The organism is Pontibacter vulgaris (genome assembly GCF_022758145.1).
GTDB classification, from domain to species: Bacteria; Bacteroidota; Bacteroidia; order Cytophagales; family Hymenobacteraceae; genus Pontibacter; species Pontibacter vulgaris.
This window is the reverse complement of record NZ_JAJVDH010000003.1, coordinates 805,517-819,146: the sequence shown is the minus strand read 5'-3', so window position 1 is coordinate 819,146 and position 13,630 is coordinate 805,517. Positions and strand designations below refer to the sequence as shown.

13 protein-coding genes are annotated in these 13,630 nt (G+C 45.4%); 11 read left to right on the top strand and 2 right to left on the bottom strand.

Going from position 1 to position 13,630, the window contains the following annotated elements; genetic code table 11:
• Nucleotides 1-104: 104 nt before the first annotated feature.
• The 9 genes from LWP20_RS08890 to LWP20_RS08850 all read left to right on the top strand — a co-directional run bounded on the left by LWP20_RS08890 (nt 105) and on the right by LWP20_RS08850 (nt 10,396).
• A complete protein-coding gene (locus LWP20_RS08890) occupies nt 105-1,019 on the top strand; it encodes a M20/M25/M40 family metallo-hydrolase (RefSeq protein ID WP_242927771.1) in 915 nt (304 codons plus the stop codon).
• A 237-nt stretch (nt 1,020-1,256) separates the two neighbouring features.
• On the top strand, nt 1,257-3,512 hold the full coding sequence (locus tag LWP20_RS08885; RefSeq protein ID WP_242927770.1) for a sodium-translocating pyrophosphatase: 2,256 nt from the start codon (nt 1,257-1,259) through the stop codon (nt 3,510-3,512).
• Between the two features lie 68 nt (nt 3,513-3,580).
• Complete coding sequence (gene hpt / locus LWP20_RS08880; protein WP_367615741.1) at nt 3,581-4,150, top strand: hypoxanthine phosphoribosyltransferase; 570 nt, start codon at nt 3,581-3,583, stop codon at nt 4,148-4,150.
• Between the two features lie 125 nt (nt 4,151-4,275).
• On the top strand, nt 4,276-4,866 hold the full coding sequence (locus tag LWP20_RS08875; protein WP_242927769.1) for an adenylate kinase: 591 nt from the start codon (nt 4,276-4,278) through the stop codon (nt 4,864-4,866).
• Between the two features lie 42 nt (nt 4,867-4,908).
• Nucleotides 4,909-5,901: a GTPase ObgE gene (gene obgE, locus LWP20_RS08870; protein WP_242927768.1), complete on the top strand. Its 993-nt coding sequence runs from the start codon at nt 4,909-4,911 to the stop codon at nt 5,899-5,901.
• Between the two features lie 241 nt (nt 5,902-6,142).
• On the top strand, nt 6,143-6,715 hold the full coding sequence (locus LWP20_RS08865) for a nucleotide exchange factor GrpE (protein WP_242927767.1): 573 nt from the start codon (nt 6,143-6,145) through the stop codon (nt 6,713-6,715).
• Between the two features lie 3 nt (nt 6,716-6,718).
• Nucleotides 6,719-7,867: a molecular chaperone DnaJ gene (dnaJ, locus tag LWP20_RS08860; RefSeq protein ID WP_242927766.1), complete on the top strand. Its 1,149-nt coding sequence runs from the start codon at nt 6,719-6,721 to the stop codon at nt 7,865-7,867.
• Between the two features lie 278 nt (nt 7,868-8,145).
• Complete coding sequence (locus LWP20_RS08855; RefSeq protein ID WP_242927765.1) at nt 8,146-9,057, top strand: ABC transporter ATP-binding protein; 912 nt, start codon at nt 8,146-8,148, stop codon at nt 9,055-9,057.
• Nucleotides 9,050-10,396, top strand: coding sequence for an ABC transporter permease (locus LWP20_RS08850; RefSeq protein WP_242927764.1), 1,347 nt, complete (start codon nt 9,050-9,052; stop codon nt 10,394-10,396). The genes LWP20_RS08855 and LWP20_RS08850 overlap by 8 nt, the downstream gene beginning before the upstream one ends.
• A gap of 69 nt (nt 10,397-10,465) precedes the next feature.
• On the opposite strand, the gene LWP20_RS08845 is transcribed toward LWP20_RS08850, so the two are convergent.
• Nucleotides 10,466-10,912: a DMT family transporter gene (locus LWP20_RS08845; RefSeq protein WP_242927763.1), complete on the bottom strand. Its 447-nt coding sequence runs from the start codon at nt 10,910-10,912 to the stop codon at nt 10,466-10,468.
• 171 nt (nt 10,913-11,083) lie between these two features.
• Between LWP20_RS08845 and LWP20_RS08840 the strand changes: the two genes are divergently transcribed.
• Nucleotides 11,084-11,926, top strand: coding sequence for a ChaN family lipoprotein (locus LWP20_RS08840; protein ID WP_242927762.1), 843 nt, complete (start codon nt 11,084-11,086; stop codon nt 11,924-11,926).
• A gap of 605 nt (nt 11,927-12,531) precedes the next feature.
• Here LWP20_RS08840 and LWP20_RS08835 read toward each other — a convergent pair.
• Nucleotides 12,532-12,879 carry a HesB/IscA family protein gene (locus tag LWP20_RS08835; RefSeq protein ID WP_242927761.1) on the bottom strand — a complete coding sequence of 116 codons (348 nt, stop codon included), beginning with the start codon at nt 12,877-12,879 and terminating at the stop codon, nt 12,532-12,534.
• Nucleotides 12,880-13,036: 157 nt separating this feature from the next.
• On the opposite strand from LWP20_RS08835, the gene LWP20_RS08830 reads away from it, so the two are divergent.
• Nucleotides 13,037-13,570: a DUF7935 family protein gene (locus tag LWP20_RS08830; RefSeq protein WP_242927760.1), complete on the top strand. Its 534-nt coding sequence runs from the start codon at nt 13,037-13,039 to the stop codon at nt 13,568-13,570.
• The last annotated feature ends 60 nt before the right edge of the window (nt 13,571-13,630 follow it).

Here is a 13,630-nt window from a genome sequence, read left to right as displayed (position 1 = left end):
AGAAAATTCAGTGCTAACGTGCTTTCCTGTTTGTGTTAGCATGCCTAAAGCCTAAAAGTACAACAATTATACTAATTTTGAATTCCAACAATATAAAATAAACTATGAAGCTTTTAGAGCAACTATGCAGAATTCATGCCCCTTCGGGCAACGAAAAAAATCTTTCCGAATTCCTGCTAAACTATATCGAAGCACATAAAGTTCAGTGGAAGAGCCAGCCGGTAATAGTTAAGGGCGATGCTTTTCAGGATTGCATTTTGTTAATATTTGGAAAGCCCCGTACAGCCATATTTGCGCACATGGATTCTATTGGCTTTACCGTGCGCTACGGAAACCAGCTTGTTAAAATTGGCGGCCCACAGACAGAAACCGGTTATAAACTTGTAGGAGAAGACACACAGGGTAAAATAGAATGTACGCTGCATTACGATGAAGAAGAAGGTGAGCTCACCTATAACTATGAGCGCCAAATAGAACGTGGTACCGAACTCGTTTTTAAATGCGATTTCAGGGAGACAGAGGAAACAGTTCAGTCCTGTTACATGGACAACCGCCTTGGTGTTTGGAATGCTTTGAAAGTGGCTGAAACCCTGGAAAACGGCATTATCGCTTTTGGTGCGTGGGAGGAGCACGGTGGAGGCTCGGTGGCCTATATGGCAAAGTATATTTACGAACAATATGGCGTGCGCCAGGCGCTCATTTCTGATATTACATGGGTAACGGAGGGCGTACACCCGGGCAAGGGCGTGGCCATTTCTATGCGGGATAGTTTAATACCGAGACGCGCCTATGTGCAGAAAATTATAAGTATAGCAAAGGAATCGGGTGTGCCTTTTCAGTTGGAAGTTGAAGGTGCGGGCGGAAGCGATGCCAAAGAATTACAGCACGCTGCCTACCCCTGGGACTGGTGTTTTGTTGGAGCGCCGGAAGATAATGTACATTCTCCGGACGAGATCGTGCATAAAAAAGACATCGAAAGTATGGTAGCGCTTTACCGTGTATTAATGGAGAAACTATAGTTAAGTATAAATTAAGGTTAAAGTATAAAAGCTGGCTCGGAGGGGCTGGCTTTTTTTGTGCCAACTTAAAGCAAAAACAACAAATCATCGGGCTTAGAACCTGATTAAAGTTACAACATTTTATAAGTGAGCAGGGTAAGGCGGTAACTATAGATGAAAACAGTTTGGAAAAGTCAGGTTAAAATCCTTTCTTTAATAGTTATATATCTATATTTCATCTCACCTTAAACCCTTTAAATGGAAACTATTCTTTACGCAATTCCTGGATTTGGACTGGCGGCCTTGATTTACACCTTTATCAGGTCGGCCTGGGTTACGAAGCAGCCGCATGGCAATGAGCGCATGAGCACTATCGCCAAGCATATCGCTGATGGCGCTATGGCTTTTCTTAAAGCAGAGTATAAGGTTCTTATATTCTTTGTACTTATCGCTTCGGTGTTTTTATTTTATTTAGGTTTTACAGGCGAGCGTTCGCACCCTCTTATAGTTGTTGCCTTTATTATAGGTGCATGTTTATCTGCCCTGGCAGGTTTTATAGGTATGCGCATTGCTACCAAAGCTAACGTTCGTACAGCCGAAGCAGCCCGAAGCAGCTTGTCAAGAGCGCTAACGGTGTCTTTTGCCGGGGGCTCCGTTATGGGTATGGGTGTGGCTGGTCTGGCAGTGCTGGGCCTGGGCTCTCTGTTTATCGTGTTTTACTATATTTTCGTGCAGAGCACCGGTGCAGATACCAATGGCATTGAAATGGAAAAGGCACTGGAAGTGCTTACCGGTTTCTCGCTGGGAGCTGAAAGTATAGCCCTGTTTGCCCGTGTAGGTGGTGGTATTTATACTAAAGCTGCCGACGTTGGCGCTGACCTTGTAGGTAAAGTAGAAGCAGGGATTCCGGAAGATGATCCGCGTAACCCGGCTACCATTGCCGATAACGTAGGCGATAACGTAGGCGACGTAGCTGGTATGGGAGCAGATTTATTCGGCTCTTATGTGGCTACTATACTTGCTACAATGGTGCTTGGCCGCGAGGTAATTGTAGACGATAATTTTGGCGGCATATCACCGGTTATACTTCCGATGTTTATCGCAGGTATGGGTATTGTGTTCTCGCTTATCGGGATGTTGTTTGTGCGTGTTAAAGAAGGTGGTAACGTGCAGGGCGCTCTTAATCTGGGCAACTGGATTTCGGTGGTGCTTACTGCTGTTGGGGCCTATTTTGCCATCCACTGGATTCTGCCTGAAACTATGAACCTGCGTAACTTCGACTTTACAGCAAATGATGTGTTCCTGGCTGTTATGGTTGGCCTTGTGGTGGGTGCACTCATGAGTATCATTACAGAGTATTACACGGCTATGGGTAAAAAGCCTGTTAATTCTATTGTGCAGCAATCTTCTACTGGTCATGCTACTAACATTATTGCAGGTCTGGCAGTGGGTATGCACTCTACTGTGTTGCCGATTATTGTGCTGGCAGCTGGTATTGTGTTATCTTATTCGGCGGCAGGTTTATACGGTGTTGCCATTGCAGCAGCAGGTATGATGGCCACCACCGCAATGCAGCTTGCTATTGATGCTTTCGGCCCGATAGCTGATAATGCCGGTGGTATTGCCGAAATGAGCGAATTACCGAAAGAAGTACGCGAGCGCACCGATATACTGGATGCTGTTGGTAATACAACTGCTGCCACTGGTAAAGGTTTTGCCATAGCATCGGCTGCGCTTACTTCGCTGGCCCTTTTTGCAGCTTTCGTAGGTATAGCCGGTATCCCAAGTATAGATCTTTACAAAGCACCTGTACTTGCAGGTTTATTTATCGGTGCCATGATTCCGTTTATATTCTCTGCTCTTGCAATTTCGGCAGTTGGTAGAGCCGCAATGGCCATGGTGCATGAAGTACGCCGCCAGTTCCGCGAAATTCCGGGTATTATGGAAGGAACAGGTCAGCCGGAATACGAGAAATGTGTTGCCATATCTACGAAAGCGGCTATCCGCGAAATGATGTTGCCTGGTGCTATTGCCCTGATCGTGCCGGTTGTAGTTGGTTTTGGCTTCAGAAATGTGTTCGAAGATACTTCTTCTGCCGAAATTTTAGGTGGTTTGCTGGCTGGCGTAACCGTATCGGGTGTACTGATGGCCATGTTCCAGTCTAATGCCGGTGGTGCCTGGGATAATGCTAAAAAATCGTTTGAGAAAGGCGTTGATATCAATGGAAAAATGGAGTATAAAGGCTCTGATGCCCACAAAGCTTCTGTTACAGGCGATACTGTAGGCGATCCGTTCAAAGATACCTCGGGCCCAAGTATGAACATTCTTATCAAGCTGATGTCTATTGTGTCGCTGGTAATTGCGCCGCACATTGCCATAGACCGCACACCAGCCATTCCGGAAGCTCCCGTTGAAATAAACATGGATGCTGCAAAGGCATCGCCGGAAACAGGAAAGGTAACAGATAAAGAGGCAAATACAGTTGTAGTTAGCGCTTTGGCTGCCCGTAAATAAGGTATGATCGTTTGATTTTGAATAAGCCCAGCTTTCAGGTTGGGCTTATTTTTTATTTATACGTACCTTTGTCTGACAAAACAACCAAAACCATTATGGAGCCCCGTTTGATTACGTTGCATGATTGCGACTTCAGTACTTACATTTTTGAAGAGGAAATCATTGCCCGTATAAACATACTTGCCGAGCAGATAGATCAGGAGTATGCAGGTAAGAACCCGCTTTTCCTGGCCGTGCTGAATGGCTCGTTCATGTTTGCCGCCGACCTGTTGAAACGTGTTTCTATACCTTGCGAAATTTCGTTTATCCGCTTATCATCTTACCAGGATATGCAGAGCACCGGTAAAGTAAAAGAAGTATTAGGGCTTACCGAGGACGTTAGTGGCCGCCATATTGTAGTGCTGGAAGATATTGTAGATACTGGCCATACGGTAAACAATCTGTTGCACCAGCTGGCTGAGCGCAACCCTGCTTCTGTGGAAATAGCAACGCTGCTTATGAAACCTGAGTGTTTGCAGCACGAGCTCAACATAAAGTATGTAGCCAAATCAATTCCGAACGATTTTGTGGTTGGATATGGTTTAGATTACAACGGCCTGGGCCGCAACCTGCGCGATATTTATAAAATAGTTTCGTAACCTATTCCGGCTATCGCAACGTTAGAAATGGTATAGAGCTTTTTCTCTATACTTCAGTTAGCCTGTCCAAAAAAATAAGTAGTACATCAATATTATACTTACTTTTGCCTTTTATTTAGAAAAATATGCTGAATATCGTTTTGTTTGGCCCTCCGGGTGCCGGGAAAGGTACACAAAGCCAAAAGCTGATAGATAAATATAATCTTATTCATCTTTCTACCGGCGATCTGCTTCGCTCAGAAATTGCTGCCGGAACTGAACTTGGCCTTGAGGCCAAGTCGCTGATGGACAATGGTCTTTTGGTGCCTGATGCCGTTGTGATTGGTATGATCGCAAACAAAGTGAAAGAGAATAAACATGCCACCGGCTTTATTTTCGACGGCTTTCCGCGCACTGTGCCACAAGCACAGGGGCTGGATAAACTGTTGCAGGACCATGGCACCGAGATCTCTTGTATGATTGCCCTGAAAGTAGACGACGAGGAGCTTACCAAGCGCCTGTTACTGCGTGGCCAGACTTCCGGACGCCCAGACGACCAGAATGAAGCGCTTATCCGCAAACGCGTACAGGAATACAACGACAAAACAACACCGGTTGCCGATTATTATGCCGGACAAGGCAAGTTCTGTGCTGTAGATGGCATAGGCGATATTGAGGAAATTTTTCAGGCGCTATGCGACCAGATTGATTCTCTGAAGGAAAAGCAGCAGAAGTAAGATTGCAGTACAGTAAATTTATTATCCTTTTAATTACCAAGTTTGGCTTCATCCAACTTTATAGATTACGTTAAAATCTGCTCGCGCTCCGGACACGGTGGCGCTGGTTCAGCTCACTTACACCGCGATAAACTGACGGCAAAAGGTGGTCCTGACGGCGGCGATGGTGCCAGGGGCGGACATATTATACTGCGTGGCAACGCGCAGCTCTGGACATTGCTACACCTTCAGTTCCGCAAGCACATACTTGCTGAAAATGGTGGTAACGGCGGTCCTAACCATTCTTTTGGGGCTCAGGGTAAAGATATAATTCTAGAAGTACCACTCGGAACTATAGCACGCGACGCTGAAACAGGCGAGCTTAAATGCGAAATTACCGAGGATGGCCAGGAAATTATACTTACACCCGGCGGGCGCGGCGGCTTGGGCAATGCTCATTTTAAATCGCCAACAAACCAGACACCCAGACACGCTCAGCCAGGCGAACCAGGCATAGAAGAGTGGGTGATTCTGGAGCTGAAACTATTAGCTGATGTTGGTCTGGTAGGTTTCCCGAATGCCGGTAAGTCTACTTTACTGTCAGTAATTTCTGCTGCCAAGCCTAAAATTGCCAACTATCCTTTTACAACTTTGGAGCCTAACCTGGGTGTGGTTGCATACCGCGATTACAGATCGTTTGTGATGGCCGATATTCCGGGTATAATTGAAGGCGCTGCGGAAGGTAAAGGGTTGGGAATCCGGTTCTTGCGCCACATAGAACGGAACTCCATGCTGCTTTTTATGGTTTCTTGCGAGAGTGCCGACATTGCGCAGGAGTATAACATACTGCTGAACGAGCTGGAGAAGTATAACCCGGAGCTGCTGGATAAAAAACGCATCTTAGCTATCACTAAATCGGATATGCTGGATGAAGAACTGGAAGAAGAAATGCGGAAGACATTGCCGGAAGGCCTGCCAACCATATTTATCTCCAGCATGACCCAAAAGAATATTTCAGAACTGAAAGATATGATCTGGTCGGCTCTTAACAGCTAAACCGGAGATATTTATACTTTAAAATCAGATCGGTAGAAGCTTCCTGGCTATCTACCGATTTTTTTTGAACGCCTTCGGGTTTAATTTTGAATAACTGAGTTTTGAGTAATTGAATATTAGCTATCTATTCAGTCATTCACGCAATCAAAGTTATACTTGTGTCAAGTTGGCACAAGCACCGGTTTGGCAAGACAATTGAAAAGACAAAGTAGACCTATTAATCTAACTTTTTTAAGGCATTATGTCAGATAAAGATATTAAAAAAGAACAGGAGCACGAGGAATTGCAGGAGAATACTGCCAGTGCTGAAGCAGACGAGAACCTGAACCAGGTAGATGAAACTGCCGAAAGTGAGGAAACCCAGCCTGAAATTGGCCCTGCGGCAGAACTTGCAGAAATGAAAGATAAATACATCCGGTTGATGGCTGAGTTTGAGAACTTCAGACGCAGAACAGCCAAAGAGCGCCAGGAGCTGTTTAAGACAGCTAACCAGGACCTGATGAGCGAGTTATTACCGGTGTTGGATGATATGGAGCGCGCGCGCCAGTCTATGGAAGCTACCAAGGATGTAGATGCCATGCTCCAAGGCCTTGAGCTGGTTTTCCATAAACTGAAGCATGTAACACACCAGAAAGGTTTGAAGCCGATGGATATACCTGCAGGTACTAGTTTTGATGCGGATATGCATGAGGCTGTAACGCAGATTCCGGCTCCGTCTGAAGAGCTGAAAGGCAAAATAGTAGACGTGATTGAGAAAGGGTATACGCTGAACGATAAAGTTATCCGTTTCGCAAAAGTTATAATAGGAGCTTAAGCAATGGCTAAGAGAGATTACTACGAGGTTTTAGAAGTAAGCAAAGGGGCGAGCCAGGAGGAGATTAAGAAAGCTTACCGTAAACTAGCCATCAAATATCACCCGGATAAAAACCCGGACGACCATACAGCAGAAGATAAGTTTAAAGAAGCTGCTGAAGCGTACGAAGTGCTGAGCGATGAGCAAAAGCGTGCCCGTTACGACCAGTTTGGCCACCAGGGCATGAACGGCGGCTTCGGCGGCGGTGGCGGCATGAACATGGAAGATATCTTCTCTCAGTTCGGTGATATTTTTGGCGGTGGCAGTCCATTTGAAAGCTTTTTTGGCGGTGGTCGCTCAGGTGGCGGTGGCAAGCGCATGCGCAAAGGCTCTAACCTGCGTATAAAGCTGAAGCTGGACCTGGAGGAAATTGCCAACGGCGTAGAGAAAAAAATAAAGGTTAAGCGTTACGTAGCATGTAATACTTGTGGTGGCAACGGGGCTAAAAACGGCACCGAGATGCAAACCTGTGGTAGCTGCCAGGGCTCAGGTCAGGTACGTAAGGTGGTAAACACCATGCTGGGCCAGATGGTATCTACGGCAACATGCCCTACCTGTAACGGCGAGGGCCGCATTGTAACTAAAAACTGCGACGTATGCCACGGTAGCGGCCGCGAACTGCAGGAAGAAGTTATCACTATAAATGTGCCGGCCGGCGTAATGGATGGCATGCAGCTATCAATGGGTGGCAAAGGTAACTACCCTGAGCGTGGCGGTGTACCAGGCGATCTGCTAATACAGATTGAAGAAGAAGTACACCCAACCCTGAAGCGCGACGGCAATAACGTGGTTTTTGATCAGTACATCAGCTTTGTGGATGCAGCGCTGGGCGCCGATATAGAAGTGCCAACTATAGGCGGAAAAGTAAAGATCAGTATTAAGCCGGGTACTCAAAGTGGCGAGATCTTCAGGCTGCGCGGCAAAGGCATAAAAGACATTAACGGGTATGGCAAAGGCGATCAGCTGATCCATATCAACGTCTGGACTCCGAAGCACCTGAGCAGCGAAGAACGTGCCATGCTCGAAAACCTAAGATCATCTTCTAACTTTGCTCCGCATCCGGGTAAAAACGATAAGGGCTTTTTCGAGAAGGTAAAAGATTATTTCCAGTAAGAAGTATACTTACGTTAAAGTATAAAACAGCAGCGGGCGCTTTCTAAACAGAGTGCCCGCTGCTGTTTTAGTTTATCAGGGTGGAAACTTTCTTCTTTTCTAAAACTGAACAACTTGTGCTACGTTGTGTTTTTATACTTAACCCTAACGAAGTGTGTGTAATGATTTTCGTATAAACAAAACAGGCTTTTGTCTATTTTATATTTGTTGAGCGCTTTATACTTTGGTTTATATATAGTAAGCGCGTAATTTTAAAAACGTATCAACCCCCAATAATCTTGAGCATCCTGAAAATTGACGGTGTATCTAAAAGCTACGCCAACCACACTGCCCTTGACCATGTTAGCTTCGATATTCCGGCTGGCTGTATCTTTGGCCTGTTAGGTCCAAATGGTGCCGGTAAAACATCGCTTATCCGCATTATTACCCAGATAACAGGTGCCGATTCCGGCGAAATATACTTTAAAGGCGAGCGCCTTAGGCCCAGCCATATAAAAGATATAGGATACCTGCCTGAAGAGCGCGGCCTGTACAAGAAAATGAAAGTAGGCGAGCAGCTGTTATACTTGGCCCAACTTAAAGGGCTGAGCAAAGCCGATGCTACAAGCCGCATCAAGGCCTGGGTAGATAGGTTTGAAATACGCGAGTGGCTGGGCAAGAACATCGAAGATCTTTCGAAAGGTATGCAGCAGAAGGTGCAGTTTATAGCTACTGTATTGCACGAGCCATCGCTGATTATACTTGACGAACCTTTTTCCGGCTTCGACCCGATCAATGCCAACCTCATTAAGGACGAAATTTTACAGCTGCGCGAGCGTGGGGCAACTATTATTTTCTCAACGCACCGCATGGAATCTGTAGAAGAGCTGTGCGATAACATCGCGTTGATAAATCAGGCAAAAAAAGTATTGGATGGCCCGGTAAAAGAGATAAAGGATACCTATAAAACCGATACGTTCCAGGTGATCGGTAATGGCAGCCTGATGGTGCTGTCGCCTGATTTTGAGGTGCTGGAGCAGCACGAAAACCACGGCGTATTGCGTGCCTCTATCAGGCTTACAAATGGCAGCACGCCAAACGACCTGCTCCGTTACCTGATCGATAGAATTGAGGTGCACTCGTTTGTGGAGCTGGTACCAAGTATAAATGATATTTTCATCCGTAAAGTAACCGAAACACACCATGCATAAGATCTGGCTTATAATTCAGCGCGAATACCTGACGCGCGTTCGCAAGAAGAGTTTTCTTATCATGACTTTCCTGACGCCACTGTTGCTGGCTGCTTTTATGATAATTCCGGGGCTGCTCATTAGCATGTCGGACGAGAATGAAACCGTGATGGTGCTGGATGAAAGTGGTTTGTTCCAAGGCAAGCTCGAAAATAAAAAAGACCTGACGTTGGTGTTTGTTTCCGGTACCCTGGAGCAGGCAAAAGAAATTTACAAAGCCACCGACAATACCGCACTGCTTTACATCCCGAAGCTTACCATCGATAATCCGGCAGGTATAAAAATTTTCTCAAAGAAAAATACGAGCCTCCAGACCAAAATCCGGTTGGAGAACATGCTGGAAAAAGAAGTAGAAAATCAGCGACTTGTGGCCTCCGGTATCGACCGCGAAATGCTGAAAGGTATGAAAGCTGATATTTCGGTAGCATCCATCAGCCTGAGCGATGAAGGCGAAAAAGACAACGACGCCATTGTAACTTCAGGGGCGGGGCTGGCTGGTGCGTTTATCATCTACTTTTTCATTTTCCTGTATGGTGTGCAAATTATGCGCGGTGTAATAGAGGAGAAAACAAGCCGCATTGTGGAAGTTATGATCTCCTCTGTAAAGCCTTTTCAGCTGATGATGGGTAAGATAATAGGCATAGCAGGAGTTGGGCTTACCCAGTTTTTGCTTTGGGTTATTCTTTCATCGGTGGTGGTAACGGGTGTGCAGGCCGCGTTTGGCGTACAGGCAACATCGCCGGCGCAACAGATGGCACAGGGGCAAATTGCCGCAACTGGTGAAGAAGTAAACGGTGAAGAAACTGAAGAGGAAGCCAGTAAAGCAAACTCCAGCGATGAAATTGCGTCGTTGATCAATGCTGCAGGCAACCTGAATTTTCCGCTTATTATAGGCTGTTTCCTGTTTTACTTTTTAGGAGGTTACCTGCTGTATGGTTCACTTTTCGGGGCTATTGGCTCTGCCGTAGATAACGAAACCGATACGCAGCAGTTCATGTTCCCGATCACGATTCCGCTTGTTATCTCGTTCATTATGTCGTACTCCATGGTGTTGAAAAACCCTGATGGGCCGGTTGCTTTCTGGATGTCGATGATTCCGCTAACATCGCCGATTGTGATGATGGTGCGGGTGCCGTTTGGTGTGCCTGCCTGGGAGTTGCTGCTATCGATGGCGCTGCTGGTGCTTGGTTTCATCTTCACAACCTGGATTGCGGCCCGTATTTACCGTGTCGGTATTCTGATGTATGGCAAGAAAGTAAATTACAAAGAACTCTCTAAGTGGTTATTCTACCGAGTATAAAGTATAAACGATACGGAAAGGCCGGTGCTGCAAAGTGCCGGCCTTTTTAATTCCAGAAGTGTAAACCGGTTAAAACTTACGGATGAGGTAAACACCCGCTATAAGAAGTATAACGCCTGCAATTCTTGTAAAAGATACCTCTTTAAGTGGAAATCCGAGTAACCCGAAATGGTCGAATATCACGGCAAAAATAAGCTGGCTGGCTACTACTATGCTAATGGTGGTTGCTGCGCCCAAACGCGGTGCAATAATAACAATAGCAGTAACATAAAATGCCCCTAAAAGCCCGCCGGTATACTTCCACCACTGCGTTTGCATGCCGGGAGGTTGCTGCATTAGCACCGACTTGTCTGTAAATAAAATATACAGCAGCAGTGCCACAGTACCGATAGCAAAGGAGATAAGAGCCGTAAAAACAGGATTACGGGTTAATACATTTAACTGCGAATTGATACCTGTTTGTGTGGCAACAGCCAGGCCGGCAAGTATAGCCAGGAGGTAATATATTTCTTTCATGATCAAAGTAATTTGTCGGCACAATACATTTAGGGAATGAGGTTTAACAGGCTTATCGCATACATGTTTGTTCAGGGTGTACCAAAACATCAAAAGTAAATTTAGTATATTGTATAAAGATAAAACCTGCCAACTATGCGTAACTGTTGTTTTACTATACTGCTGCTTTTTATGTTAGCTACTGCCGCTTCAGCCCAGGAAAAACCGGCTTACAACCTTTTCAATAAAAAAGGCAAAAGTATAAAGTATGGCAAAATGCTGGATGAGCTACAGAAAGCTGATGTGGTTTTGTTTGGCGAACAGCACAACGACCCCATCGCGCACTGGCTGCAGCTGGAAGTAGCCAAAGATCTGCACAAAGCCCATCAGCAAAATTTTGCAATAGGTGCCGAAATGTTTGAAGCGGATGTACAGCTAGTGATGGATGAATATTTAAGCGGAAAGGTAGCTGAGAATAACTTCGAGCAGGAGTCGCGGCCATGGAACAACTATAAAACAGACTATAAGCCGGTGGTTAAGTTTGCCAAGGAAGCAGGTATTCCTTTTATAGCTACCAACGTGCCACGCCGTTATGCTGCCATGGTATCGGGAGGTAGTTTAACGGCTTTGGAAAGTATAAGCCCCGATGCGAAACGTTTTATGGCGCCTCTGCCCATACAGGTTGATATGAATTTGCCTGGTTATCAGAAAATGCTGAGTATGTTTGGCAGCAACACACACGGTAATACCAAAAGTATAAATATTGTGCAGGCACAAGCCCTGAAAGATGCTACCATGGCGCATTTTATACTTCAGCAGGTAGCAAACGGCAAAAAGCTATTGCACCTGAATGGTGCTTACCACTCCGATAATTTTGAAGGAATTGGATGGTACCTGAAGCAAGCAACCCCCAACTTAAAAATTGCAACTATAACCACTGTTACTCAGGAGAATTTAGAGAAGCTGATTGACGAGAACAAGGCCAAAGCCGATTTTATACTTGTAGTACCTGAAAGTATGACGAGAACTTTCTAGAGTTGCTGATTCTGTACTCTCGCAGGTAAGAGATATGATTTAGAAAAGTATAAACCCAATCCCAGCCCCTCAGAGGCGGGAAACTCAATGATTCTTTGTAAACATTCTGTTTAACATTCATCTTTTAGGCTTTGATCAGGCTTTTCGCCTCGCCGGCTGGGCCTCACTTTTCTCCTTGATGAGAAAAGTAAGCAAAAGAATCAAGACAATTCGAAACTCGCTGAACGCTCAAACATCGAATCGTCAATAGGTGCACTTCGAAAAGCTATTGCTTTGTAGTTCCTGTTGCATAACCGCCTGCGAAGAAGTGCCAATCCCAGTCCTTGGGTTGAGCGCCTTGTGAGATTCCGGTGCCGTGAGGCATTGTGAGGCACGAGCAAAGGAAGGGAACACAGCGTGATGCCAAAGGACGAGGCCGCCCGGCCTGAGGGCACCAAAGTATAAAATGAAACGATAGGCAAGTAGAGCTCCCAGGAAAACAGCAAAATTGAAAGTACAGCCTGCAAATCCATTAGCAATAAAGTCCTTCTCAGGTCCGGAATTAAAACAACAAAGCCCGACTTTACAGCCGGGCTTTGCCTATTCAAAGAGAAAGAAGGTGCTTGTTATGCAGAGAAAGAGCTGCCACAACCACAAGTACTCTTGGCTTGCGGGTTATTGAAAACGAAGCCACGGGCATTTAGTCCATCCTGGAAATCAACCTCCATGCCCAGTACATACATAGCATGTTTTTTATCCATAATCAGGCTAATGCCTTCCACATTGTATACTTCGTCAGCTTCTTTTGCTTTATCAAAGCCAAGCAGGTAAGACATACCAGAGCAGCCACCGCCCTGTACGCCAATGCGTAAGCCATATTCGGCCGGTACGTTTTTCTCCTGCATTATATTTTTAACCTCAGCTAAAGCCTTTTCAGTAAGCGTTATAGGTGCAGTTTTGGTTTCAGTTGCCATAGTGTAATATGTTCATTATTTGTAGGCACAAACTTACACAATTATAAATTAATATACATGGCTGTGCCCTTTGGATAGTAAACAGCTACACTTGCCAAATGATTCATGTAAGTGTGAATTAAATTTTTACGATATTTAGACGCGTAAAGTATAAACCATGGACCAGATACTTATTTTTATCATCGATATTCTGAAAATTACATTGCCAGCCCTGATTGTGGCAGCAGCTATGTATTACCTCGTGAAAAAACATTTCGAGAGGGATTATAAAATACGCCTGCTGGAGCTGCGCCAGAAGAATGTTGAAGTGGTAGTGCCAATCAGGCTACAGGCATACGAGCGTGTTGTGCTTCTATTAGAGCGTATAACACCTAGCAACCTGCTGCTGCGTGTAAGCGGCTCTGGCCATACAGCCTCCGATTATCACAGAACTTTGCTGGCTGAGATACGCAACGAATTTAACCACAATATGTCGCAGCAGGTATACATGACCGACCAGGCATGGCAGCAGGTAAAGCATGCCCGCGAAGAAGTGGTAAACCTGATTAATACCTCTTACCAGAGTTTAGAAGACAAATCAAAAGGAACTGATCTGGCGAAGCGGGTACTGGAGAATGTATTAACCGGAGAGATTGACCCGACAGGCCGTGCCATCAACTTTTTAAAACAGGAAATAGGGCAGGTATTTTAACTAACATACATCATACAATAATAAAGAAGGCGATCGTAACAGATCGCCTTCTTTATTATT